The 24,867-nt window shown below is 60.3% G+C and carries 19 protein-coding genes and 1 tRNA gene; 7 read left to right on the top strand and 13 right to left on the bottom strand.

Annotation, left to right across the window (positions count from 1 at the left end; translation table 11 throughout):
- Positions 1-52: 52 nt before the first annotated feature.
- From bhcC to bhcA, 3 genes are read right to left on the bottom strand one after another with little or no spacing between them, the layout of a single operon-like run.
- Positions 53-1,216, bottom strand: coding sequence for a 3-hydroxy-D-aspartate aldolase BhcC (bhcC, locus tag ACR0K9_RS06265; RefSeq protein ID WP_480821621.1), 1,164 nt, complete (start codon positions 1,214-1,216; stop codon positions 53-55).
- A gap of 11 nt (positions 1,217-1,227) precedes the next feature.
- On the bottom strand, positions 1,228-2,199 hold the full coding sequence (gene bhcB, locus ACR0K9_RS06270; protein ID WP_480821623.1) for a beta-hydroxyaspartate dehydratase BhcB: 972 nt from the start codon (positions 2,197-2,199) through the stop codon (positions 1,228-1,230).
- 10 nt (positions 2,200-2,209) lie between these two features.
- Positions 2,210-3,400, bottom strand: coding sequence for an L-aspartate--glyoxylate aminotransferase BhcA (gene bhcA / locus ACR0K9_RS06275; RefSeq protein WP_480821625.1), 1,191 nt, complete (start codon positions 3,398-3,400; stop codon positions 2,210-2,212).
- 203 nt (positions 3,401-3,603) lie between these two features.
- Here bhcA and ACR0K9_RS06280 point away from each other — a divergent pair, with 203 nt between their 5' ends.
- Positions 3,604-4,422, top strand: coding sequence for an IclR family transcriptional regulator (locus ACR0K9_RS06280; RefSeq protein ID WP_480530265.1), 819 nt, complete (start codon positions 3,604-3,606; stop codon positions 4,420-4,422).
- A gap of 6 nt (positions 4,423-4,428) precedes the next feature.
- On the opposite strand, the gene ACR0K9_RS06285 is transcribed toward ACR0K9_RS06280, so the two are convergent.
- Positions 4,429-5,172: a rhomboid family intramembrane serine protease gene (locus ACR0K9_RS06285; RefSeq protein ID WP_480821627.1), complete on the bottom strand. Its 744-nt coding sequence runs from the start codon at positions 5,170-5,172 to the stop codon at positions 4,429-4,431.
- Between the two features lie 42 nt (positions 5,173-5,214).
- Complete coding sequence (gene putA, locus ACR0K9_RS06290) at positions 5,215-8,613, bottom strand: bifunctional proline dehydrogenase/L-glutamate gamma-semialdehyde dehydrogenase PutA (protein WP_480821630.1); 3,399 nt, start codon at positions 8,611-8,613, stop codon at positions 5,215-5,217.
- Between the two features lie 103 nt (positions 8,614-8,716).
- On the opposite strand from putA, the gene ACR0K9_RS06295 reads away from it, so the two are divergent.
- Together ACR0K9_RS06295 and ACR0K9_RS06300 are read left to right on the top strand one after the other, a co-directional pair.
- Entirely contained in the window at positions 8,717-9,202 is a 486-nt protein-coding gene (locus ACR0K9_RS06295; protein WP_480821632.1) for an Lrp/AsnC family transcriptional regulator, read from the top strand.
- Between the two features lie 31 nt (positions 9,203-9,233).
- Positions 9,234-9,794: a tetratricopeptide repeat protein gene (locus tag ACR0K9_RS06300; protein WP_480821634.1), complete on the top strand. Its 561-nt coding sequence runs from the start codon at positions 9,234-9,236 to the stop codon at positions 9,792-9,794.
- Between the two features lie 68 nt (positions 9,795-9,862).
- Here the strand turns inward: ACR0K9_RS06300 and ACR0K9_RS06305 are convergent, their stop codons facing one another.
- Entirely contained in the window at positions 9,863-11,506 is a 1,644-nt protein-coding gene (locus ACR0K9_RS06305) for a hypothetical protein (protein WP_480821636.1), read from the bottom strand.
- Positions 11,507-11,711: 205 nt separating this feature from the next.
- On the opposite strand from ACR0K9_RS06305, the gene ACR0K9_RS06310 reads away from it, so the two are divergent.
- From ACR0K9_RS06310 to ACR0K9_RS06325, 4 genes are all read left to right on the top strand, one after another.
- Positions 11,712-11,786: transfer RNA gene (locus ACR0K9_RS06310), tRNA-Gly, on the top strand.
- 281 nt (positions 11,787-12,067) lie between these two features.
- A complete protein-coding gene (locus ACR0K9_RS06315; protein ID WP_480821638.1) occupies positions 12,068-13,888 on the top strand; it encodes an ABC transporter transmembrane domain-containing protein in 1,821 nt (606 codons plus the stop codon).
- A gap of 160 nt (positions 13,889-14,048) precedes the next feature.
- The gene (locus ACR0K9_RS06320; protein ID WP_480821640.1) at positions 14,049-15,938 is read left to right on the top strand and encodes an acyl-CoA synthetase; all 1,890 of its coding nucleotides are present in this window, start codon (positions 14,049-14,051) and stop codon (positions 15,936-15,938) included.
- A gap of 15 nt (positions 15,939-15,953) precedes the next feature.
- Positions 15,954-16,877: an alpha/beta hydrolase gene (locus tag ACR0K9_RS06325; RefSeq protein WP_480821642.1), complete on the top strand. Its 924-nt coding sequence runs from the start codon at positions 15,954-15,956 to the stop codon at positions 16,875-16,877.
- Between the two features lie 3 nt (positions 16,878-16,880).
- Here ACR0K9_RS06325 and ACR0K9_RS06330 read toward each other — a convergent pair whose 3' ends face one another.
- The 7 genes from ACR0K9_RS06330 to dtd all read right to left on the bottom strand — a co-directional run bounded on the left by ACR0K9_RS06330 (position 16,881) and on the right by dtd (position 24,861).
- On the bottom strand, positions 16,881-17,717 hold the full coding sequence (locus ACR0K9_RS06330) for an alkaline phosphatase family protein (protein WP_480821644.1): 837 nt from the start codon (positions 17,715-17,717) through the stop codon (positions 16,881-16,883).
- A gap of 150 nt (positions 17,718-17,867) precedes the next feature.
- Positions 17,868-19,508: an ABC transporter ATP-binding protein gene (locus tag ACR0K9_RS06335; RefSeq protein ID WP_480530246.1), complete on the bottom strand. Its 1,641-nt coding sequence runs from the start codon at positions 19,506-19,508 to the stop codon at positions 17,868-17,870.
- Positions 19,505-20,320: an ABC transporter permease gene (locus ACR0K9_RS06340; protein WP_480530593.1), complete on the bottom strand. Its 816-nt coding sequence runs from the start codon at positions 20,318-20,320 to the stop codon at positions 19,505-19,507. Before ACR0K9_RS06340 ends, ACR0K9_RS06335 begins: the two co-directional genes overlap by 4 nt.
- Positions 20,320-21,276, bottom strand: a complete 957-nt coding sequence (locus tag ACR0K9_RS06345) for an ABC transporter permease (RefSeq protein WP_480530244.1) — start codon at positions 21,274-21,276, stop codon at positions 20,320-20,322. The genes ACR0K9_RS06340 and ACR0K9_RS06345 overlap by 1 nt, the downstream gene beginning before the upstream one ends.
- 15 nt (positions 21,277-21,291) lie before the next feature.
- Positions 21,292-22,875, bottom strand: a complete 1,584-nt coding sequence (locus tag ACR0K9_RS06350; RefSeq protein WP_480821646.1) for an ABC transporter substrate-binding protein — start codon at positions 22,873-22,875, stop codon at positions 21,292-21,294.
- Positions 22,876-23,320: 445 nt separating this feature from the next.
- A complete protein-coding gene (locus tag ACR0K9_RS06355) occupies positions 23,321-24,424 on the bottom strand; it encodes a glycerate kinase type-2 family protein (RefSeq protein ID WP_480821648.1) in 1,104 nt (367 codons plus the stop codon).
- On the bottom strand, positions 24,424-24,861 hold the full coding sequence (dtd, locus tag ACR0K9_RS06360) for a D-aminoacyl-tRNA deacylase (RefSeq protein WP_480530238.1): 438 nt from the start codon (positions 24,859-24,861) through the stop codon (positions 24,424-24,426). Before dtd ends, ACR0K9_RS06355 begins: the two co-directional genes overlap by 1 nt.
- Positions 24,862-24,867 lie beyond the last annotated feature (6 nt).

Raw genomic sequence — 24,867 nt, forward strand, 5'->3', positions numbered from 1 at the left:
ATCAAAAAGGGGCGGCACCCAAGCGCCGCCCTTTGTTGCTTTTTTCGACAGTTCAATAAGCCTTGCCGCGGGCCGACACCGGCCAGAGCGCCTCGACCTTGCCGCCGCGCACGCCCACATACCAGTCATGGACGTTGCAGGTCGGGTCGCAGTGGCCGGGCACCAGCCGCAGCTTGTCGTTAACCTTCAGCAGGCCGTCCGGGTCGCCGATCACGCCGTGTTCGTCCGAACATTTCAGGTATTCCACGTCATCGCGTCCATAGATGAACGGCAGGCCGCTATCGACGGATTGCGCCTTCAGCCCCGCATCGCAGATTGCTTTGTCCGCTTTGGCGTGGCTCATCACACTGGTCAGAATGAACAGGGCGTTTTCCCATTCACCCTGATCAATCCGCTTGCCTTCCTTGTCCAGAATGCGACCGTAATCGGCATCCATAAAGGCGTAAGACCCACATTGCAGCTCGTTATAAACGCCTGAATTGCTTTCGAAATAATAAGAGCCCGTGCCGCCACCTGAGACCAATTCGCACTCGATCCCTTCGGCCTTCAACCCATCCACAGCATCCTTGACCATGGCGATGGCGGTATCGAGCTTCTCTTTGCGGGCCTCATACGTATCCAGATGCTGCATCGCACCCTGATAGGCCTGAATGCCGGTAAATTTGAGATTTGGCGCGGCCTCGACCGCCTTGGCGATTTCGATCACGGCAGGGGTCGTGGTGACACCACAGCGGCCCGCGCCGCAGTCGATCTCGACAAAGACCTCTAATTCAGTGCCATGTTTTGCGGCTGCAGCAGACAGGTCAGCGACGTTGTCCACATCGTCGACGCAGACGATGGTGCGCGCGCCAAGCTGGGGCAGACGCGCCAGACGGTCGATCTTGGCAGGGTCCCGCACCTGGTTTGACACCAGAATGTCCTTGATACCCCCGCGCGCAAATACCTCGGCCTCGGACACTTTCTGGCAGCAGACACCCACCGCACCGCCGATTTGTTCCTGCAGTTTCGCGACGTCCACCGATTTGTGCATCTTGCCGTGCACCCGGTGCCGCATCCCATGCGCCGTGGCATAGTCGCCCATCTTTTTGATGTTTCGCTCCAGCGCGTCCAGATCGAGGATCAGGCAAGGCGTCTGGATCTCAGATTCATCCATGCCAATCGCGGCAGGGATGTCATAGCCAACTTCGAGTTGTTCGATATTCATGGGTTTGTTCATCCTGTTTCTCCTTACCCTGTCAGCCAGGGAAGTTTGTCCAGATCCACGTTGCCGCCGGTAATGATCACGCCAACGCGCTTGCCCCGGAAGACCTCGGGGTTCTTGAGGATCGTCGCCAGTGGCACCGCCGAGGAGGGCTCCATCACCACCCGCAGGTATTTCCAGGTCAATTTCATCGCATCGATGATCTCGGCATCAGAGGCGGTGAAAATGTCGGTCACGTTGTTGGATACAAAGTGCCAGGTGTTTTCCTTGAGCGGCACGAGCAGCCCGTCGGCGATTGTTTTGGGCGCGTCATCGGCGATGATGTGACCCGCCTTGAAAGACCGATATGCATCGTCGGCCTGTTCCGGTTCGGCCGCGTAGATTGCCGTCTCTGGCGCAAGGTTCGAGACCGTCAGGCAGGTGCCTGAGACCATACCACCGCCGCCAATGGGGGCGATTACGGCGTCCACGCCATCGGTTTGCTCCAGCATCTCTGCCGAGCAGGTGGCCTGACCGGCGATGACGCGCGGATCGTTATAAGGGTGCACGAACTCTCCGCCTGTCCGGGCCTGCACCTCGGCAAATGTCGCCTCGCGAGACGAGGTGGACGGCTCACATTCGGTGATCGTTCCGCCATAGCGGCGCACGGCGTCCTTCTTGGCTTGCGGCGCGGTGCGCGGCATGACCACGTTGCAGGGGATGCCGCGTCGACCGGCAGCATAGGACAATGACAGCGCGTGGTTGCCGCTGGAATGCGTGCAGACACCTTTTGCGGCCATATCGTCACTTAGACTAAACACGGCATTGCAGGCCCCGCGCACCTTGAACGCGCCGGCTTCCTGAAAGTTCTCGCATTTGAAGAACAGCCGGGCGCCGGTCAGGTCATTCAGATAGTCCGAGGCCATAATGGGTGTGCGACGGATGTAGGGTCTGATCCGATCATGCGCGGTGCGCATGTCGTCGATGGTCAGATCGGCAGCCGGGATGTGGTCCAACATCATTTCCTCCTCAGGCTGCGGCTTTGGCATGGCCAGACGGGCCGGTGCGGAAATAGTCCTGCGCCGCGGCCACGCCGCTGCCCAGCTTGATCGGATAGTTCAGATCCGCCATCGCCATTTCGATTGCACCCAGACCGGACAGCACCATCACATCCGTCAGACTGCCCAGATGGCCGATGCGGAAGGCTTTGCCGTTCAACTCGCCCAGGCCGATACCGAAGGACACGCCATAGGTATTGAACGCATGATCGGTCAGCGTGTTGCTGTCATAGCCCTCGGGCACGTAAATCGCACTGACGGTGTCCGAGTAGAGATCGGGCGACTGCGCGACCAGTTTCAGGCCCCAGGCATCAACAGCACGGCGGACGCCCTCGGCCAGCCGGTAGTGGCGGGCATAGACGTTTTCCAACCCTTCTTCGAACAGCATCTTCAGGCTTTCGCGCATGCCATAGATCAGCTGCAGCGGCGGTGTATAGGGAAACCCGCCCAACGCATTCGCGGCCATCATGTCGCGGAAATCGAAGAAAGTGCGGGGCAGTTTGGCGGTTTCCATCGCGTTCAGAGCCTTGGGGCTGACGCACAGGATCGCCATGCCGGTGGCCAGCATGAACCCTTTTTGCGAGCCAGAGACGGCAATATCGACGCCCCAACGGTCAAAGTCGAACGGCATCGAGGCCAGAGAGCTGACGCAATCGACGAACATCATCGCCGGGTGGCCGCTGGCATCCATTGCCTTGCGGACCGCTTCGATGTCCGAGCGCACGCCGGTTGCCGTTTCGTTATGGGTGACCAGAACGGCCTTGATCTGATGCGATGTATCCGCTGCAAGCGCGGCCTCGAACTGATCGGCGGGCGCGCCGGTACCCCAGGGGCATTCGATGATCTGAACGTCCAGACCATGCCGCTGACACAGATCGATCCAGCGATGGCTGAACACGCCATAGCGTGCCACCAGCACTGTGTCGCCAGGGCTGAGCGTGTTGGTGATCGCAGCCTCCCAGCCACCGGTGCCGCTGGCGGGGAAGGTGACGATCTGGCCATCGCTTGTGCCGAACACTTTCTTTGTGTCCTCAAGCACCGGCGCAAACGTCTCGACAAAGTCCGGTGCGCGGTGATCCTGAGTTTGCACCTGCATCGCAAGCCGCAGGCGATCCGGGATGTTGGTCGGGCCGGGAATGAAAACCGGGTTCTGGTTTGACATGGTTGTTGTCCTTTGCTCTCGAACCAAGTGTCACCCGGGCATCGTGTTTTTGCAATTTTCTTGAAAAATGTTTTCATTTTAGATAAATAAATGGCAATCGACTGAAATTTAACAACTTTCAGTTTCTCAAAATTTATGCGCCCAGGATTGGTGAACTGCGTCATTTCCTGAATGCGACCACGTATCCGGAGGGTTCAGCCAGAATGGATTCGCAAAAACGGCCCCGCGGCAGGCCGAAATCACTGTTCAAGGAAAGTTCGGCCGGGACCATGCAATCGTTGGACCGCGCGCTGGGCGTTCTCACGACGGTGGCCCGGCTTGAACGATCGGCGCTCAGTGATCTGGCGCGCGAGGTTGAGGTTCCGACAGCCACCACCCATCGCATACTCGTGACCCTGCAGAAACACGGGTTCGTTACCTTCGATGAAGAGCGTCAGGAGTGGATGGTCGGGATTGAGGCCTATCGCACCGGTGCCTCATTCCTGCGCCGCAACAGCGTGCTAGAGATCGGCAGACCGATCCTGCGACGTCTGATGCAGGAAAGTGGTGAAACGGCCAATCTCGCTGTACCGGATGGCGGAGAGGTCGTGTTCGTCGGGCAGGTCGAGACCCAGAACCCGATCCGGGCGTTTTTCCCGCCCGGGGCGCGGACGCCGATGTATGCCTCGGGCACGGGCAAGGCCATATTGGCAGCGATGCGCGAAGAACGGTTGGGCAAACTGCTCTCGGCCATTGAACTGATCCCATTTACCGCGAACACGCAGTTGCCCGATACGGGGTTGCCGGACGATCTGGCCCAGACACGCGAACGCGGCTGGTCCTTTGATCAGGAAGAGCGCTATGAAGGCATGTCCTGCATCGGCGCGGCCATTTTTGACGATCGGGGCGAACCTTGCGCGGGTATTTCGGTCTCTGGCCCGACCGTGCGGTTCAGCAAGGAACGCGCGCCAGAGCTGGGGGCGTTGGTTACCAGCGCCGCGCAAGAGATCACGCATCTCAGCGGCGGACGGTTTCCTGATTAAGCAACGCTATCGGCGCGGCACCTTGGGAATGCGCGATTGCGACAGCTTGTATTTGTGTTCGGGGTGCGGTGGGTGGCCGTGTGTACGGTTCCAGAACCCGGTCCCGCCACGCCGGATCCAGAGCGGGATGCACAGCACAAGCCCGACAAAGAACCCCCCGGTATGGGCCCAATAGGCGACGCCGCCTTCATCGGGATTGCTGGACAGGCTGCCCAGGAATTGCAGACCCAGCCAGACGCCCAGCATGACGAATGCGGGGATGGTGAAGATGCGGAAATAGACGATCAGGATCAGTAGGATATCAACGCGCGCTTTCGGGAACAAAAGCAGGTATCCCCCCATCACCCCGGCAATGGCGCCGGAGGCCCCGATGGTCGGCACCACTGAATCCGGGTCCGAGATTACGTGGATCAGGCCAGCCCCGATCCCGGCCAGAAGATAGAATAGCAGAAACAGAATGTGGCCCATCTCGTCTTCGAGATTGTCGCCGAAGATCCACAGAAACAGCATGTTCCCGGCCAGATGCATCCAGCCGCCGTGCAGAAACATCGAGGTGACCAGTGTTTCCAGCGCGAAACCATCCGAGATACGCGCGGGGATGACCGCATAGTCGAAATAGAACCGGTTGATCAGCCGCGCATCCTCCATGATTCCCACATAGCTGAGGAAGATCAGGATGTTGGCGGCCATCAGGGCATAGACAACGAAGGGGGTGCGCCCCGAGGGGTTATGATCACGGATCGGAAACATGGCGCGACGCTGGGCTTTTCGCCGCCCAGCGTCAAGGTCCGGTTATGCCGCACCTCCCAAAAGGGCGGCGTTGCCTCCGGCGGCGGTGGTATCGACGCAGACATGGCGCTCTCCCAGAACCCGCGCGCGGTCGGGTTTGCCCAGAATCAGCGGGATGATCGGGCCATCGCGCCGGGCCAGATGCTGTTCGATCTGGCGACCGGTGTCGTCGTCGCCCCACCACAGGACGCCCGAGAAACCGGTCAGGTTTTCAAGCCGGTGCAAATCCAGCGCTCCGGTCATCCGGATCGCCGTACCACCCAGCGCCTTGACCGCGTCGACCTGCGCCCGCGCAGCCTCCGCCCCCGGACCCATGCACAACAGCGGCGCGCGGGCGTATTCGGTCAGACGGTTCGACTCGCCGGTTGGCCCGGGCAGTGACCGAGTGCGCGGCGGGGCAGGCTGACCCTCCGGTTTGCCCGGTTCAGCCGTCGCGTCCCAAATGCCCGACGAAGACTGCCGATCCGGGGCGCAGAAGCGCGCCATGTAATTCGGGCCGCCCGCCTTGGGGCCGGTACCGGACAGGCCCTCGCCCCCGAAGGGTTGCGAACCCACGATTGCCCCGATCTGGTTGCGGTTGACATAGAGGTTGCCGGCGTGGATCGCCTCGGTCACATGCTGTACCCGGTCGTCAATCCGGGTGTGCAGGCCGAAGGTCAGACCATAGCCCGTTGCGTTGATGTCGGCGATGATCTTGTCGATCTCTTGCGCCTTGAACCTGACGACATGCAGCACCGGGCCGAACACTTCGCGTTCCAGCGCCGAGATGCCGGGGATTTCGATCAGGGTCGGCGCGATGAATGTGCCTTCGGGCGGGGTGGAAAGCTCTTTCAGAACCCGTCCCTCGGCGCGGGCTTTGGCGACGTGATCCGCGATGCCTTGCCGGGCCTGCTCATCGATCACCGGGCCGCAATCGGTTGAGATCAACCATGGGTCGCTGATATGCAAAGCGTCCATCGCGCCTTGCAGCATAGTCAGAACATCCTCGGCAATGTCTTCCTGCAGGTAAAGACAGCGCAGGGCTGAACAGCGCTGACCTGCAGACTGGAACGCGCTTTCGATGATCGACTGCACGGCCTGTTCCGGCAGCGCGGTGCTGTCCACGATCATTGCATTCAGGCCGCCGGTCTCGGCGATCAGAGGCGTGCCGGGGCGCATATGCTGGGCCATGGCAGAGCGGATTTTCAGCGCGGTTGCGGTCGAACCTGTGAAAGCCACACCCGATACGCGCGCGTCCGAAGTCAGCGCTGCGCCCACTTTCGGCCCGCCCGGAAGCAATTGCAGCACATCGCGCGGAACGCCTGCCTCGTGCATCAGTTGAACGGCGCGGTGCGCGATCAGCGGTGTTTGCGGGGCAGGGGCGGCCAGCACGGCGTTGCCAGTGGCCAGCGCCGCCGAAATCTGCCCTGAGAAAATCGCCAGTGGGAAGTTCCACGGGCTGATGCAGGTAAATATTCCGGCGGGTTTGGTCGCCGGAATGTTGGCAGCATAGTAACGCAGGAAATCAACCGCTTCGCGCAGTTCGGCCACCGCATCAGGCAGGGATTTCCCGGCCTCGCGGGCGAGCAATGCAAACAGCTCTCCGAAATGCGCCTCATAGAGATCGGCGGCTTTGTTGAGGGCTGCAGCGCGCGTCTCGGCCGGGGCTTGCCATGGGCACGCGCTGGCCAGCGCCAGTTCCACGTCTGCCGGGCTGGCCGCAGCAACCGAACCGGGGCGGTCCTGAGGCACCGCCGGGTTGACGACTGGCGCGTCGTCTTCGGGCTGTGCGCTATCCGACAGCAATGGCCGGGCATGCCAATGATGGGCACGATAGGCGTCGCGCGCGAGATCGATCCGGTCCAGCGTCGGCGTATGGTGCAGATCAAACCCTTTTGAGTTCGGACGCTCCGGCTCAAACAGCTCGGGTCCGGTTGGCAGCGGTTTGGCGGGTGCCTGAACGGTCACGAACGGGTCTGCGGCCACGGTTTCGGGGGCGACATCCTCATCAACGATCTGGTTCACGAAGGATGAGTTCGCGCCGTTTTCCAGCAGGCGGCGCACCAGATAGGCCAGCAGATCACGGTGCGCACCGACCGGCGCATAGATGCGGCAGCGGGCGTTCTGCTTGTCGCGCACGATCTGATGCAGCGTCTCACCCATTCCGTGCAGGCGTTGGAATTCGAATGGTTGGTCGTTAGCCATGTGCAGAATCGCGCTGACCGTGTGGGCGTTATGGGTGGCAAATTGCGGATAGATGCGGTCGGTCATGCCCAGCAGCTTGCGGGCATTTGCGATGTAGGACACATCCGTCGTCGCCTTTTGGGTAAACACCGGGAACCCATCGACACCTTCAACCTGTGCACGCTTGATCTCGGTGTCCCAATACGCGCCCTTCACCAGCCGTACCATCAGCTTGCGGTCGTGCCGCTCGGCCATTTCATAGAGCGTGTCCAGCACCAGCCCGGCACGTGGGCCATAGGCTTGCACAACGATGCCGAACCCGTCCCAGCCTGCCAGTGCGGGCTCGGCCATCACTTCTTCGATCACCTGCAGCGACAGGGACAGACGATCAGCTTCTTCGGCGTCGACGTTCAGCCCCATGCCCGCGGCCTTGGCCAGCAGCGCCAGCGCGCGCAGGCGGGGCACCAATTCCTCCATCACTCGGTTTTCCTGCGCCAGCTCATAGCGGGGGTGCAGCGCGGACAGCTTGACCGAGATACCGGGGTTTTCGCGGATGTCGTTGTGGGTGCAGGCCTCGGCAATGGCGGCGATGGCGCGCGAATAAGACAGGTGATACCGGGCGGCATCGGCCTCGGTCCGCGCAGCTTCGCCCAGCATGTCGTAGGAATAGGTGTATCCCTTGTCTTCCATCCCCTTGGCGCGCTTCATGGCGGATTGAATGGTCTCGCCCAGCACGAACTGGCGCCCCATCTCTTTCATCGCGCGGCCTACGGCGGTGCGGATCACCGGTTCGCCCAAGCGTTTGATTGCGCCGCGCAGGGCACCCACGGGCGAGGATTTGTCCTCATCCAGTACTCGCCCTGTCAGCATCAGCGCCCATGTCGACGCGTTCACCAGTGACGAGGATGACTGACCAAGATGCTTACCCCAATCGGACGGCGCGATCTTGTCTTCGATCAGTGCGTCGATGGTGTCGGCATCCGGCACGCGCAACAGCGCCTCGGCCAGACACATCAGTGCAACGCCTTCGTCGGTGGACAGGCCGTATTCGGCCAGAAACACTTCCATCATGCCGGGTGAAGTGCTGGAGCGGATATCGCGTACCAACTGCGCCGCGGCCTCACAAATGGCGGTACGGTCGGCCTGTGACAGATCGGCCTGAGCGATCAGCGCGTCCAGAACGGCGGTCTGGTCAGCATAGGTGTGGGTGTCGATTTTGGTGCGCAGACTGTGTGACATGTGTACTCCGGGGCTTTTGTCTAATATAACTGCGCTTAGGCAGGAGAATGGACTGTATTTCGTCGCTTGGCGGTCGAATGGACTGAAATTATAGGATCAGAAGGTGCGAAACGACTTATCCGGACTTGATCGGTTCGATCAGGCCATCCTTACGGCACTTGCTGAAGATGGCCGGATTTCGGTGACGGATCTGGCGCGCAGAATCGGCTTGTCCAAGTCGCCGACGCAGGCGCGGCTCAAGCGGCTAGAGGCGGACGGGATCATCACCGGTTATCGCGCCATGCTGGACCCGATCCGATTGGGCCTCGACCATGTGGCCTTTGTTGAGGTGCGCCTGACCGACACCCGCGAAAAGGCGCTGGCCGAGTTCAATGCGGCAGTGCGCAAGGTCGCCGAGATTGAACAGGCGCATATGATCGCCTCCAACTTCGACTATCTGCTCAAAATCCGCACCAGGTCGATGTCGGAATATCGCGCCGTACTGGCCGAGAAAATCTCATCCCTGCCGCATGTTGCCAACACGTCTACCTTCGTGGCGATGGAGGCGGTGAAAGAGGCCGGGTTGCTGGCCCCGCTCGAAAGCGGTTGACCCGAGGGGATTGGGGATCAGGTTAGAAGGTATGAAAACTGCGCTGACCCTTATCCTACTTGCAACCTTTGGCACGCCGGTCTCTGCCGAATGCCCGGACGCACCGGACCATATCTCGGGGATCGACGCCCTGATCGCAAAGGCGCAGGGCGCGTCATCCGAAGACGAGGCGCGGGGAATTTCAGGCCAGATGTGGCAGTTGTGGACTGATGCGCCGGATGCACGCGCGCAAACGCTGCTGGATCGCGGGATGTTACGGCGGGAATCATGGGATCTGGTTGGTGCATTGGCCGAGTTTGACGCGCTGGTCGCCTACTGCCCTGACTACGCTGAAGGGTATAATCAGCGCGCGTTTGTCAATTATCTGCGGCAGGACTTTCAGGCGGCCTTGATTGATCTGGACCGGACCATAGCACTGTCCCCGAACCATGTCGCGGCAATCAGCGGGCGGGCCCTGTCGCTATTGGGTCTCAAACGACTGGACGAAGCGCGCGCAACGCTGAACCATGCGCTAGAGCTGAACCCGTGGCTGTCCGAGCGCGCGCTGCTTGCGCCGGGCGGGCTGCTTGACCCACCGGGCGAGGATATCTGAGCGTGAGGCCCCCGTATGCTGGCGCTTGGGCAGGTGTCCGAGTTCAGTCTCTTGGTCCCTAAAACGACCTAGGCGGCCTTTACTTTGCTGCGGCAATAACAGGACGCATGCACCGGCACCGTGGCACGGGCCGAAGCCTGATCCAGCAGAAGTTTGATATGCCGTGCCTCGGTCTCTTCGCCGCGCCGCGCCAGACATTCATGCAGGCCGTGCAGACTCCAGATATTGCGGGGATGCTGACAGGCGCGCGCCAGCGTGTTGTCCAGACCAAGATCGGCGCGATAGACGGCTTCGGCCTCATCATACTGACCAGCCTCCATCAGCAACGCCCCCAGCGCGTGGCGGGTGGGCTGCATCCAGCCCCAGGGTTCGTCATAGACCAGCGCATCATCCAACTCGACCGACCGACGCAGATGGGCCAGACCACCCTCATGATCACCGGATTTGAACGCGATCTCACCGTCCATCATCGCCTCACCGATCATCAGGACGTCCTCGGCGGTATTGTTAAAGACCAGACGGCTTTCGGGCACCGCTTTGCGCGCCTGAACGGCGATTTCCCGCGCTTCTTTGGCGGCGTCCAACCGTCCCAGATTGGCCAGCGCCACGGCGCGCGCCTGATGGATCGCGGCGGTGGTGTAGCTGTACAATTCGGCGTCACCCGGCATTGGTTCATCCAGAATCTCCTGCCACATGCCAAAGCGGACCATGACGTGGATCTTCTTGCCATAGAAGGATTCGAACAGGTCGGGGAAGAAGCGGATCACATTGTCGGGCAGCATCCGCATCAGCTCTTCCGACGCGGCCAGCGCCTTTTCGGGTTGACCGAGGAACATCGCGCCATAGGCTTCGAAATGAACATTGTGAACGCGGTAGACGGTATAGAAATTCTCACCCCCCGCCATCGCTTCGTATTTCTGATCGACGGCCGCAGCGCGATGATTGCGCCAGACTACGTTCTGATATTCGCCGCACAGAACGTCGATATGCGTGGCCATGTGCACCAGATGCCCGCTGTCGGGCACCAGATCGACCAGCCTGTCACCATGCTGAAGCGCCTTTTCGGGCGTAGGCGACATCTCCATCAGGTGGATATACATGTGCAGCAGGCCGGGATGGTCCCACGCACCCGGCAGCGCATCGAAGGCGCGCTCCAGAACGGTCTGCGCTTCGGTGGTCGAGGCACCTTCGGCGGGCACCCCGTTCTTGAGATCCCACAGCATCCACGGTGTGCGGTTCATCAAAGCTTCGGCGAAGATCGACGAAACCTCAAGATCGTCGGGATAGTCGGCATAGACCTTGCGCATCGAATCCGAAAATGCGTCGTTCCACGGCCCGTAGTCTTCGATTTCGGGGTCTGTCGGGAACCGGTGGGCGATGGCCTCGATCAGGGCGGCTTCGACCGAAGTGACCTTCTCGCGCAGCGTCATCGCAGCCTCGACCGCCTGATGCGCGCGCTCAAGCGTGGCGACCTTTTCGTCGGGTTCAAAAAACTCCCAGGGTTTGTTGTAGTTCGGTCCGATCGCATAGGCGACGCCCCAATGGGCCATGCCACAATCCGGGTCTTTTGCGATGGCCTGTTCAAAACACTGCGCCGCTGCTTCGTGATTATAGCCAAACAGCCAGATCAGCCCCTGATCGAACAGGCGCTGAGCCTCCTTGGATGTGGTCGTGATGGTGCGTTGGTAGGTACCAAGATCAAATTCAGTCATTTGGAATATCCCCCACAGTAAATCCGCTGAAGCCGCCGATCAGGCGTTTTGCCGCGGATTTTCGCACCTTAACACATTTTCGTGATCGGTGCCGGGATGGGAACATGCCATGATCGCCAAGGTGGCGCCCATCAGTTGTAAAACGAAAAACAGAAAATCCACCCTTGACCGCAAAATGGCGATGAAATACACCCGCTCGGGCTGAGCGGGCGTCGTATACTGGCTATTACCTCAGCCTTCCAAGCTGATGAAGCGGGTTCGATTCCCGCCGCCCGCTCCAAAGACATCAGCCTTCACAAAAAACGCTTAAACACCCGTCTGATTTGACGGTTTAATGCGTTGAAAGTTAAAAGAAATCCGACATCTCCGAACATGATCGCCTTGGGGGCGTTTCTGTTTCAGATGCGGCCGTAGGTTTCAGATCGGCCCCGTCGTGGAATGCGTCAAAAGGCCCGGATCACCCTTGGATACGCGCCCAAAGCTTGACCCCATCCGCCTGTGTCGCCAAGAAGCGGGGATGTGCGCCCGATGCGGGCGATGACCAGAAGACAAGGGCCAGACATGGCAAGAACACGCTCCGCCAGTCAAGCAAATGCACAGGCACCCGGTGCCCATGAAGAACGGGCCGGGTCGAAGAAGATCGGCGTTCTGAGGTCGCTTTGGCCCTTCATGAAACCCTATCGTCTGCTGATGATCGGTGCGACGCTGGCGCTGATCCTGACCGCCAGCATGACCCTGACCCTGCCGCTGGCCGTGCGGCGTGTCGTCGACAATTTCCGCATCGAAGATGGTGAGCTTCTGGATTGGTATTTTGTGGCGGCACTGGCCATTGCCGGTATCCTCGCCGTGGGTACTGGCATTCGCTATGCACTGGTGACACGGTTGGGTGAGCGCGTGGTGGCGGATATCCGAAAGGCCGTGTTCGACCGCGTGATCGGGATGAGCCCCGAGTTCTACGAACGCATCATGACCGGAGAGGTCCTGAGCCGGATCACCACCGACACCACGCTGATCCAGTCGGTGCTGGGATCTTCGGTGTCGATCGCTTTGCGCAACCTCCTGATGTTTGCGGGCGGGTTGGTACTGATGCTGCTGACCTCGGCCAAACTGACCGGCATGGTTCTGCTGCTGATCCCGCTGGTGATCGTGCCGATTCTGGTGCTGGGCCGCCGGTTGCGGGCGATCAGCCGCGAAAACCAGGACTGGATCGCGGCGTCCTCGGGCAATGCGGGCGAGGCGCTGGGGGCGGTACAGACCGTGCAGGCCTTTACCCATGAACAGGCCAGCCGGAGGCAATTCGGCGAGATGACGGAAACCTCGTACAAAGTTTCTCTGCGCCGTATTCAGACCCGCGCGGTGCTGACCGTCATCGTTATTTTTCTGGTCTTTTCCGGCATCGTCGGCGTGCTGTGGATGGGTGCGAATGACGTGCGCAACGGAGTCATGACCGAAGGCGTGCTGATCCAGTTCGTGATCTATTCGATCATCATGGCCGGTTCAGTCGCCGCCCTGTCGGAAATCTGGAGTGAACTGCAGCGCGCCGCTGGTGCGACCGAACGGCTGGTCGAGTTGCTGAACGCGCAGGACACGGTCAATGATCCGTCGCAGGCGCATTCCTTGCCCACCCCTCTGCGCGGTGAAATTCGTTTTGAGGATGTGACGTTCCACTATCCCGCGCGCCCGGACATCGTTGCTCTGGACCAGTTCTCGCTGCAGATCAAACCCGGAGAAACCGTCGCCTTTGTCGGCCCGTCCGGCGCGGGCAAGACCACAGTGATCCAGATGATTCAGCGGTTCTATGATCCCGATGCGGGACAGGTCAGCCTCGACGGCCTCGACCTGCGCGACCTGAACCGTGACGACTTCCGCCAGCACATGGCGCTGGTCCCGCAGGATCCGGTGATCTTTGCCGCTTCGGCGCGTGAAAACATCCGCTTTGGCCGTCTGGATGCCTCGGATGCCGAGGTTGAGGCCGCCGCCCGTGCCGCCGCCGCGCATGAATTCATCTCTGCTCTGCCCGAGGGCTATGACAGCTTTGTAGGCGAGCGTGGCGTGATGCTGTCGGGCGGTCAGAAGCAGCGGATCGCCATCGCCCGTGCCATTCTGCGCAACGCGCCGGTGCTGCTGCTGGACGAGGCGACCTCGGCGCTGGACGCGGAAAGCGAACGCGCGGTGCAGGGGGCGGTCGACAATATGCGGGCCGGACGCACGACGCTGATCGTGGCGCACCGTCTGGCGACCGTAAAAAAGGCCGACCGGATTGTCGTGCTTGAGGCCGGGCGCATCGTGGCGCAGGGCACCCATGACGATCTGGTGGCGCAGGATGGGCTGTATGCCCGTCTGGCGCGGCTGCAGTTCACCGACGGGGTGGCCGCAGAATAAAGTGACGCTCCGGCACATATCGTCTCGCCGTAGCGTCATTCTACATTTTCCCGGTCCCGACAGTTAAGCCGTCGCTTGCGTGTGCTGTGTTTTGCTTTCATCTTGGAGGCGACAAACAAGCCCGCGCATGACACGGGAGAGAGATCAGGGGAGGAGCCGTATGGCCTTTGTGGGATTGGAAGACAAGGCGCGCATCGAGCAGGAGATGACGTGGGAGGATCGGGATGTGCCCGTCACCTTCCATCAGCTGTTGTCGCGGACGGCGGGCAAGTTCCCGAACCACAAGGCAATCAGCTTTCAATTGCTATCCGGCCCAACCGACAAGGCCGAGACGCTGACATGGTCCGAACTGTTGGGCAAGGTCAATCAGGCGGCCAACCTGTTCCGCTCGTTGGGGGTGGGGGAAAAGGACGTGGTGGCCTATGTGCTGCCCAACTGCAACGAAACACTGGTCACCATGATGGGAGGCGCGGTTGCAGGGATCGTGAACCCGATCAACCCGTTGCTGGAACCCGAACAAATTGCCGCGATCCTGCGTGAAACCGGGGCGAAGGTCGTGGTCACGCTGAAATCCTTCCCCAAGACCGACGTGGCCCAGAAGGTGGAAGAAGCGGTGCGCCATGCGCCTGGGGTGAACACGATCCTCGAGATCGACCTGAACCGCTATCTGACGCCGCCGAAATCCTGGCTGGTGCCCCTCCTGCGTCCCAAGATGGGCGACAAGGAAAAGCTGGCCCACGCGGATTACAAGAACTTCAATGCCGAGCTGAACAAGCAACCCAAGACGCTGAACTTCGAGGACAGCACCGAAGATCGTGTCGCTTGCTACTTCCATACCGGCGGCACCACTGGCATGCCGAAAGTGGCGCAGCACAAATATTCGGGCCTGATTTACAACGGTTGGCTGGGCAACACGCTGCTGTTTGACGAAAACGACGTGATCATGTGCCCGCTGCCCATGTTCCACGTCTTTGCGGTGCATGTGATCGTGATGGCCGCCGTGTCCTCGGGCGCGCATGTGATCTTCCCGACACCTGCCGGGTATCGCGGCGACGGAGTGTTCGACAATTTCTGGAAACTGATCGAACGCTGGAAAGTGTCGTTTATCATCACCGTGCCAACCGCGATCTCGGCCAAGATGCAGCGCCCGGTGGATGCCGATATCTCAAGCGTGAAAACCGCCTTCTCGGGCTCGGCCCCGTTGCCGGTGGAACTGTTCCGCCGCTTTGAAGAGGCGACGGGCGTCACCATTGTCGAAGGCTATGGCCTGACCGAGGCCACCTGTCTGGTTTCCTGCAACCCGGTGGATGGCGAGAAAAAGATCGGCTCGATCGGCATTCCGTTCCCTTATACGGATGTCAAAATCCTGCAGGACGGCCCGGACGGCCCGACCGAATGCGGCACGGATCAGATCGGTGAGATCTGCATCTCGAATCCCGGCGTTTACGCGGGCAACACATATACCGAGACCGACAAGAACACGAACCTCTATCACTTCGATAAATACCTGCGCACAGGTGATCTGGGTCGGTTTGACGAGGATGGCTATCTGTGGATCACCGGCCGCGCCAAGGACCTGATCATTCGCGGTGGTCACAATATCGACCCCGCCGAGATTGAAGAGGCCCTGCTGGGACACGAGGCCGTTGCCTTTGCCGGGGCCATCGGCCAGCCCGATGCGCATTCGGGCGAGGTGCCTTGCGCTTTTGTCGAACTGGTCGACGGCGCCTCGGTCACCGAACAAGAGCTGATGGAATACTGCAAGGTTCACGTCCACGAACGTGCGGCGCAGCCCAAGCATATGACCATTCTGGACGAATTGCCGAAGACAGCCGTCGGCAAGGTGTTCAAACCCGACCTGCGCAAACAGGCCATAACCCGCATCTATAACGGCGCACTGGAAACCGCCGGCGTTGCTGCGCGCGTTGTTTCCGTGATCGACGACAAGAAGCGCGGGCTTGTCGCGCAGCTTGACGCGAACGGATCTTCCGAAGACGATGTGGCCAAGGTGCTGGGGTCATTCACCCAGCCGTGGGAGTGGTCTGAATAAGCCGCAGGAGGGACAATGGACTATGAACGCCTGATCGACGAAGAAACCTGGGCGTTCATACGTCGCACGGCTGAAAGCTATCCCGACGACGCGGTCGATATGTCCATCGAGGATCAGCGCCGCGTTTATGACGCGATGTGCGAGGATTTTCGCCAGCCTCGCCCGCCGGGAGTTGAAGTGGAAGACCGTGATGCGGATGGTGTGCCCGTCCGGATCTATTCCGCGGGCGACCCGACCCGGAGTGTCGTCTATTTCCATGGCGGAGGGTTTGTTGTCGGTGGGCTGGACAGCCACGATGACGTCTGCGCCGAATTCTGTGCGCAAACCGGATACCGCGTCGTCGCGGTCGACTACCGACTGTGTCCGGCACATGTACACCCCGCCCAATATCAGGACAGCTGGACCGCAACCTGCTGGGTCATTCGCGAATTTGGTGATCCCATCGTTCTGGCCGGAGACAGCGCGGGCGGCAATCTCGCCGCATCCGTAGCGCATCATGGTCGGGGCCGGCTGGATAACGTGCTTGGGCAGGTGTTGATCTACCCTGGGCTGGGCGGCGACATGAACACAGGTTCGTATTTCGAACACGCAAACGCCCCGCTGCTGACGCGCGACGAAGTGTTGTTCTACCAGACCGTTCGCTGTGCCGGAGACGCGCCCGAGAATGACCCGACCTTCGCCCCCTTACAGGACAGCGATTTCTCGGACCTTCCGCCAACCGTTGTTGTGACTGCCGATTGTGACCCGCTGCGCGATGACGGTCCCGCCTATTGCGCCCGGATCACCTCTGCCGGGGGGCAGGCGCATTGCATCAACGAACCCGGGCTGGTCCATGGCTACCTGCGCGCAAGGACGACCGTCAAGCGCGCCGCAGACAGCTTTGAGCGAATATCGGTCGCTATCGAGGCGCTGGGGCAGGGGATCTGGTCTTACGATTGACGCTTAGATCAGAAAGGGCTTTGCCTTCATCGTTTCTGCTATCGGCGCGCCCATGCGGGTCAGGACGGTTGGCGCCAGCTGGAGTTGGTCGATGACGGCATCCGCGTCCGGGCCTTCGGCGTCACCAAAGTAGTACAGTGCCGTTTCCTGCTGCAACGGGCTGCGTCCACCGTGATGGCCACGCTCGTCCTGACCGTGATCGGCGGTGACAATGACCTCGTAACCCAGTTGCCGCCAGCGCGGAATGAAGGGGGCTAGCATCTCGTCAGCGACGAAACAGGCATGATCCATCTCGGGGCAGTCGTGGTGGAAACGATGGCCCATGCTGTCCAGCGTACAGGTGTGCAGGATGCCGTAATCCAGCCCAAAACGCAGGCAGAGATTGGTGAGCGAGGCAAACAGGTCCACGTCGCAAGGCGTCATCTGATTGGCGTTGCCATAGCCGGTCATGGTGTGGAACCGACCATGGTTGATGGTCTTGCTGTCCGGTTCGTCATATTCCACGTCGCGGACATACTCGAACGGATGCCGGTTGAAGAACTGCGACCAATAGCTGTGGGTGACGGCTCCGGTCACGCCTCCGACCTCGCGCACCTGGCTGAATACGTCCTTATGGCTCAGGCGAAAGACATTGCCATTGCCGGTACAGCCATGTTCCTGCGGCGTCACGCCGGTATGGATCGAAGCATAGCAGCTGGCCGAAGTTGAAGGTAGTACCGAACGCAGTTTCCACACCCGCGCCTCGCCGCTGTCGACCCAGCCTTCGAGGTTGCCGAACAGGCGGCGAAAATTGCGCCAGGGGACGCCGTCGAGGATGATCAAAAGCAGTTTGCGGTCCATGATCCAGCCTTCTTTCCGTACTTTCCGGCAACCCTATAGGTTTCGATTTTCAATGGCCGCCGATTTGCGCCCCCAATAGCAAAATCCCGACACCTGTCATCAGACGATGCGCCGGGATTTCATTTCTTCAACGAACTGTCACACGGGATGTCAGTTCCCCGCGCTCTCCATCTTGCGATGGGCGACAACTTCTTCCAGCCAGCCCAGATGCATCTCGGGGACCGAGCTGAGCAGCAGATCGGTGTAGTCGTCGAACGGCGGGCTCAGCACCTGTGATTTTGAACCATAGCGCGCCACGCGACCCTGATACATCACCGCGATGCTGTCGCTGATCGCGCGCACTGTCGCCAGATCGTGGGTGATGAACAGATACGCCACATCCTCGATCTTCTGCAGGTCCAGCAGCAGTTTCAGGATGCCGTCCGCCACCAGCGGGTCAAGGGCCGAGGTGACCTCATCGCAGATGATCATCTTGGGCTTGGCCGCCAATGACCGCGCGATGCAGACACGCTGTTTCTGGCCACCGGACAATTCCGCCGGATAGCGATCCATGAACTTCTCGCCCAACTCGATCTCATCCAGCAGTTCGATGATCCGCTTGCGCTTCTCGGCCCCGCGCATGTTGAAGTAGAACTCCAGCGGGCGACCGATGATTGTGCCGACGGTCTGACGCGGGTTCATTGCCACGTCGGCCATCTGATAGATCATCTGCAGCTCGCGCAGGTCCTCGCGCGAACGCCCGGCCAGATCGGAGCTGAGCTTGCGCCCGGCAAAGGTGATCTCGCCATCGCGGGGCGGCAGAAGGCCGGTGATCACCCGCGCCAGCGTCGACTTGCCCGAGCCGGATTCACCCACAACCGCCAGTGTCTGCCCCGGATGAAGCTCGACATTGACATTATGCAGCACGTCGAAATTCAGCCCCTTGTAGCGCGCGGTGATGCCGTCGACGCTCAGCACCGGTTCCGGCGTTGGCTGTTTCTCTTCGTGTTCAATGGACCGGACCGAGACCAGCGCCTTGGTATAGTCCTCTTGCGGGTCGTTGATGATCTGATCGGTAGAGCCGTATTCGACCGTATTGCCCATGCGCAAAACCATGATGTCGTCGCTCACCTGCGCCACGACCGCAAGGTCATGGGTGATATAAAGAGCGGCAACGCCGGTATCTGCGATGGCCTCTTTAATGGCCATCAGAACATCGATCTGCGTGGTCACGTCCAGCGCCGTGGTGGGCTCATCAAACACCACCAGATCAGGCTCGGGGCACAGCGCCAGCGCAGTCATGCAGCGCTGCAGCTGACCGCCGGAGACCTGGTGCGGATAGCGTTCGCCGATATTATCCGGATCAGGCAGACCCAGCTTGGCGAACAATTCACGCGCGCGGGCCTCGGCCTCTTTGCGGCTGAACTTCTTGTGTTCAACGGCTGCTTCGACCACCTGATCCATGATCTTCTTGGCAGGGTTGAACGACGCCGCAGCGGATTGCGAGACATAGGCTACCTCGCCCCCGCGCAGATTGCGGATGTCACCCAGCGACGACTTCAGGATATCGCGCCCGTTCACCCAGACTTCGCCGCCGGTGATCTTCACGCCACCCCGGCCATAGGCCATCGAGGCCAGGCCGATAGTGGATTTACCAGCCCCGGATTCCCCGATCAGCCCCAGCACCTTGCCGCGTTTGAGGTCGAAATCGACCCCGTGCACGATCTCGATGTCATGAGGTTTCTCACCCGGCGGATAGACGGTCGCGCCAATCTTGAGGCCTCGGACCTTGAGAAGGATATCGTCGCTCATCCCCGGCCTCCTTTCAGCGATGTGGTACGGTTCAGGACCCAGTCAGCCACAAGGTTGACCGAGATTGCCAGCGTGGCGATGGCTACGGCGGGATAAAGCGCCGCACCGATGCCATAAACGATGCCGTCCTTGTTTTCCTTCACGATGCCGCCCCAGTCCGCCAGCGGCGGCTGCACGCCCAGGCCCAGAAAGGACAGGGTCGAGATGAACAGAACCATGAAGATGAACCGCAGCCCCAACTCGGCAACCAGCGGTGACAATGCGTTGGGCAGGATTTCGCGGAAGATGATCCAGACCCGGCCTTCACCGCGCAGCTTGGCGGCCTCGACATAATCCATCACGTTGATGTCCACGGCGACCGAACGTGACAGGCGATACGGTCGTGTGGCGTCCAGCAGGCCCATCACAAGGATCAGGATCGGGATGGTCACGGGAACAATCGCCAGAATAACCAGCGACAGGATCAGCGTGGGAATGGACATGATCAGGTCAACCGTACGGCTGAGGACCTGATCGGCCCATCCGCCCAGCACTGCCGCCAGCAGACCCAGAGAGGTCCCGGTGACAAAGCTGAGAATCGTGGCCGCCGCCGCAATGAAGATGGTCGTACGTCCGCCATAGATCATGCGGGTCAGCAGGTCGCGACCGATATTGTCTGTACCCAGCAAATGCTCGGCACTCGAAGGTTCCCAGACGTCGCCGACCACTTCGGCCATGCCATAGGGTGCAATCAGCGGTGCAGCGATGGCGACGACAAAGTAAAGGCCGGTGAAAAACAGACCGATTGCAGCCGAAACAGGAATATTCTTCATCATTTCGGATGCCTCAGTCTTGGGTTGGCAAGGATCGACACAATGTCGGCGATCATGTTAAGGCCGATATAGACCGCAGCGAACACGACACCGCAGGCCAGAACAACTGGCACGTCGCGCTTGGTCACGGAATCCACCAGATACTGACCCATGCCGGGATAAACGAACACCACCTCGACAACGACAACGCCCACGACCAGATAAGCGAGGTTCAGCATCACAACATTGACGATGGGTGAAATGGCATTGGGAAAGGCGTGCCGGGCAATGACCTGAAATGTGGTCAGACCCTTCAGCTCGGCGGTTTCGATATAGGCCGATTGCATCAGGTTCAGGATCGCCGCACGTGTCATCCGCATCATCTGTGCCAGAACCACCAGCGTCAGGACGAAAGCGGGCAGGGCAATCGCATAGAGTTTCTGACCAAAGGACATCGAGTCATTGATCATCGCGAGCGATGAAAACCATCCCAGTTTGACCGAGATGAAATAAACCAGCACATAGCCGATCAGGAATTCGGGAATCGAAACCGTCGTAAGCGTAATGGCAGAGATCAGTTTGTCGGGCCAGCGGTTGCGGTAACGGACGGCGAGCAGGCCCAGAAAGATGGCCAGGGGAACCGACACAATCGCGGCGACGCATGCCAGAAACAGAGTGTTGCCCAGCCGTTTGCCGATGCTTTCTGCGATGTCGAGCTTGTTGGTCAGGGATGTGCCCAGGTCACCTTGCAGGATGCCACCCAACCATTCGAAATAACGGGTCGTGGCAGGGCGGTTGAGGCCCATCTCTTCACGTAGGTTGGCCAAAGACTCGGGGGTTGCGGATTGACCAAGGACCGCTTGGGCAGCGTCCCCGGGAAGAGCTTCGGTGAGGCCGAAAATCAGAGCCGATGCACCGAAGAGAAGCAGGAGTCCCAGCGCGAGGCGCTGGGAAACCAGTTTGATGATGGGATGCATTATCCGGGGCCTAGATCAGGCGAACCACATTTTGCGTGTGGCCTGGCCACCCATCAGTTCGTCATACGGATCAGGCTCCCAACCTGCCAGTTGATCGCTGACACCGTCAATGAACTGGTTGAACATCGGACAAATCAGGCCGCCTTCTTCATTGAGCAACCGGCCCATCTGCGAATACAGCTCTTTGCGCTTGGCGGTATCGAGCTCTCCTTTTGCCTTGTTCAGCATGTCATCGAACTCGGGCCGTTTCCAGCGCGTGTCGTTCCAGTCGGCGGTCGAGAGATATGCGGTGGTGTACATCTGATCCTGAACCGGACGACCAGTCCAGTAAGAGGCGCAGAACGGTTGTACATTCCAGACCTCGGACCAGTATCCGTCACCGGGTACACGCTCGATCACCAGCGGGATGCCGGCGGCATTGGCGCTTTGCTGGAACAATTGCGCCGCATCCACGGCACCGGGGAAGGCGACCTCGGAGGTGCGCAGAACGATCGGCGATCCGTCGTGGCCAGACTTCTTGTAGTGCTCTGCCGCTTTGGCCAGATCGAACGGACGCTGCGGGATCGTATCGTCAAACAGCGGATAGGCCGCATTGATCGGGATGTCGTTACCGACGCTGCCATAGCCCTGCAGGATTTTCTCAACCAGTTCTTCGCGATTGATCGCGTATTTCAGCGCCAGCCGCAGATCGAGGTTGTCGAACGGCGCGGTGTCAGCATGCATGATGAAGACATAGTGCCCGCGACCTGTCGTAGGCTGTACAGTCAGACCCGGAGCGCGGCTCAGAAGTCCTGCAACCTTGGGCTCCACCCGGTTGATCAGGTGAACCTGACCGGACTGAAGCGCCGCGGTGCGTGCTGTGGAATCGTTGATGGCGATAATTTCGACGCTGTCAAAGTGGCCATCATCCGCCCAATAATTATCGAACTTGGTAAAGACGTGGCGCACGCCCGGCTCGTCCACTTCCATCTTGTAGGGACCAGTGCCGATACCAGCGGCCGGGTTGTCGAGGCCACCGTCCGGCTGAATGATCAGGTGGTAGTCAGCCATGAGGTAGGGCAGGTCGGCATTCGGGTTGTTCAAGGTGACCGAGAACATGTCGCCGTCAGCCTTCATCGACTCGATCTCTTTCATGATGCCCAAAGCACCGGATTTCGAGTTCTCGTCCGAGTGGCGCTGCATGGTCTTCAGCACGTCTTCGCTGGTCAGCGATTTGCCGTTATGGAATTCAACGCCCTGACGGATCTTGAAGTTCCAGGTCTTGGCGTCTGCACTGGCTTCCACGCTTTCCGCCAGGCGCGATTCAATCGAGCCATCCGGCGCGACAACCACCAGGGTGTCTCCGAATTGGCGACCGTTGAGGGCAGGTACCTGGCTGGAGTAGGTTGCCGGGTCCAGAGAGTTCGTCGACTCACCGCCGACGGAACCGATCTTCAGATCGCCACCCTTTTTCGGGTCAGCAGCGCGCGCGGCGTCGGCGAACATAGTGCTGGCCATTGCTGCAGATACACCCAAAGCAGCCGCTTTCCCCATGAATTCACGCCGCGTCAGTTTTCCTGCCGTGACTTGATTGGCCATGTGAGTGAGTTGATCGTTCATCCAGAAATCTCCCAGTTGGTTGGATGGTGAGCCTTTGGTGGGCTTTTTATTGACGCATGAGTCAAAGTAGGCGCATTTTTGGCCGACGAGCAAGCAATAATCTGTCACCCTTTGGGTCTGAAATTCACATATGATTGCGCGCTATGGAGTCCTCGACCGGTTTTAGAAAAGCCAAAATCTCGTTTTCCTAAGCGTTTACCTGCGCACTTGGATGAAAATGCCCCGAATCGGAGCGTTTTTTGCGAGTGATGAAGGTCAGAAATCGGACACCCTCCCGTCACGGATCAAAGCCTCATTTATCGGCGTGACCCAACGTAAGCGTCAGGTCGCTGATTTTTTTGCGCTTAGGTGCAACGCGGCGATTTCAGACGCGACCGGACCGAAAGCCGAAAGGGCTCGGGCCCCAGTCGTTTCAGGCGGAAACTGACCCGGCCAAAATGCGGGATCAGTCCCGGATGGCAATCACCAGATCCATGACATTCGTCCCCGTAGGTCCCGTAACCAACAGCGCCCCGGCCAAGTCCAGATAGCTGCCGCTGTCGGCTCGATCCAGATAGCTTTGGGCCTCGTCCGCCCATGTTTCGCCTGTCACGATGGCCCCGGCGGCATCAGTGGGTCCATCCGTGCCATCGGTGCCGCCCACAATCACGGTCAGGTCCTTTTGCCCCGCGATCTCGCGGGCCAGGGCCAGGGCCAGCGCCTGATTGCGCCCGCCGCGTCCGGGGGTGTCGGGCAGAATGACCGTGGGCTCTCCGCCAAACACCATCACGCCTTTTGGCATCTGGCGCAGCTGCGCGCCGATACGCGCAGCGACGGTCAGGTAATCGTCATGCAGCGATTCGTCATTGGCCAGTACCGCGAACCCCGCCTGTTGCGCCGCCAGTGCCGCTGCATCGCGGGCGTGAGCGTTGGAGGCGATGATCGAGGTATGCGCCGCGAACGCCGGCGCATCCGGCAAAGAGCCGATGCCCGATCCGATCACACCCAGATCGTCGCCGGGTACATCCGAAATCGCCAGAACCGTCGCCCGCGCGCCCCGGAAGTGAGACAACAATCCACTGCCCTTGATCCGTGATAGTTTGCGCCGTTCAGCATTCATCGCGCCGATATCCAGCCCGTCGGCCAGCAACTGCCGGTTCAGCGCCTCCAGATCGTCCAGAGTTTTCCCGGGCACCAGATCCTCGGCCAGTGACGAGGCTCCGCCCGAAACCAACAACAGCAGGTGGCTGTCGGCGGGCAGAGCCTCAACCGCTTCACGCAGGGCACGCCCTCCGGCCAGAGAGCGGGCATCGGGCACCGGGTGCGAAGCCTCCAGAACTTGAATATGCGCAGGCAGGCCCTCGCCATGGCCATCCTTGGTCACGACCAGCGCGGGTGCATCGCCAAACCGTTCCGCCGCCGCGCGCGCCATCGCGCCTGCAGCCTTTCCGACGGCCAATATCAGGTCGGGACGGTCCATGTCTTGCGTGGCCTTCAACGTCGCTCGATAGCCATCAACCGCCGCCACCCCGGCGCGCCAGAACTCCAGTGCCTGCTGAGAGAGCTGCATCAGCTTTCCATCCAGATCGTGACCGGCCCGTCATTGACCAGTTCTACCGCCATGTCCGCGCCGAATGCACCGGTTTCAACCGGAACCCCCAAAGCCGCCAGTTTGCGTGCAAACGCTTCGTACAGCTTTTCCCCATCGGTCGCAGGCGCCGCCGCGGAAAAGCCGGGCCGGTTTCCGCGTGAAGTGTCCGCCGCCAGCGTGAACTGGCTGACCACCAGAGCCGAGCCCTGAACGTCCTGTATCGAGCGATTCATCTTGCCCGCTTCATCCTTGAAGATTCGCAGCTTAACGATCTTTTCAGCCAGTTGCGCAACCTGAGCCTCGCCATCCCCCTGCATCGCACAGACAAGGATCAATAACCCCGGCCCAGACCGGCCGATTACGGTTTCATCGACGGTGACGGAGGCTCGGGAAATGCGTTGAAGCAAGGCGCGCATGGTTGG

It is taken from the genome of Ruegeria sp. L12 (assembly GCF_056531745.1).

Coding starts and splice junctions, on each gene's coding strand:
- ACR0K9_RS06305 (WP_480821636.1), bottom strand. CDS start 11,506: ATGACTGAATTTGATCTTGGTACCTACCAACGCACCATCACGACCACA.
- bhcC (WP_480821621.1), bottom strand. CDS start 1,216: ATGAACAAACCCATGAATATCGAACAACTCGAAGTTGGCTATGACATC.
- ACR0K9_RS06325 (WP_480821642.1), top strand. CDS start 15,954: ATGGACTATGAACGCCTGATCGACGAAGAAACCTGGGCGTTCATACGT.
- putA (WP_480821630.1), bottom strand. CDS start 8,613: ATGTCACACAGTCTGCGCACCAAAATCGACACCCACACCTATGCTGAC.
- ACR0K9_RS06280 (WP_480530265.1), top strand. CDS start 3,604: ATGGATTCGCAAAAACGGCCCCGCGGCAGGCCGAAATCACTGTTCAAG.
- ACR0K9_RS06320 (WP_480821640.1), top strand. CDS start 14,049: ATGGCCTTTGTGGGATTGGAAGACAAGGCGCGCATCGAGCAGGAGATG.
- ACR0K9_RS06335 (WP_480530246.1), bottom strand. CDS start 19,508: ATGAGCGACGATATCCTTCTCAAGGTCCGAGGCCTCAAGATTGGCGCG.
- ACR0K9_RS06350 (WP_480821646.1), bottom strand. CDS start 22,875: ATGAACGATCAACTCACTCACATGGCCAATCAAGTCACGGCAGGAAAA.
- bhcB (WP_480821623.1), bottom strand. CDS start 2,199: ATGTTGGACCACATCCCGGCTGCCGATCTGACCATCGACGACATGCGC.
- ACR0K9_RS06355 (WP_480821648.1), bottom strand. CDS start 24,424: ATGCAGCTCTCTCAGCAGGCACTGGAGTTCTGGCGCGCCGGGGTGGCG.
- bhcA (WP_480821625.1), bottom strand. CDS start 3,400: ATGTCAAACCAGAACCCGGTTTTCATTCCCGGCCCGACCAACATCCCG.
- dtd (WP_480530238.1), bottom strand. CDS start 24,861: ATGCGCGCCTTGCTTCAACGCATTTCCCGAGCCTCCGTCACCGTCGAT.
- ACR0K9_RS06340 (WP_480530593.1), bottom strand. CDS start 20,320: ATGAAGAATATTCCTGTTTCGGCTGCAATCGGTCTGTTTTTCACCGGC.
- ACR0K9_RS06345 (WP_480530244.1), bottom strand. CDS start 21,276: ATGCATCCCATCATCAAACTGGTTTCCCAGCGCCTCGCGCTGGGACTC.
- ACR0K9_RS06300 (WP_480821634.1), top strand. CDS start 9,234: ATGAAAACTGCGCTGACCCTTATCCTACTTGCAACCTTTGGCACGCCG.
- ACR0K9_RS06330 (WP_480821644.1), bottom strand. CDS start 17,717: ATGGACCGCAAACTGCTTTTGATCATCCTCGACGGCGTCCCCTGGCGC.
- ACR0K9_RS06285 (WP_480821627.1), bottom strand. CDS start 5,172: ATGTTTCCGATCCGTGATCATAACCCCTCGGGGCGCACCCCCTTCGTT.
- ACR0K9_RS06315 (WP_480821638.1), top strand. CDS start 12,068: ATGGCAAGAACACGCTCCGCCAGTCAAGCAAATGCACAGGCACCCGGT.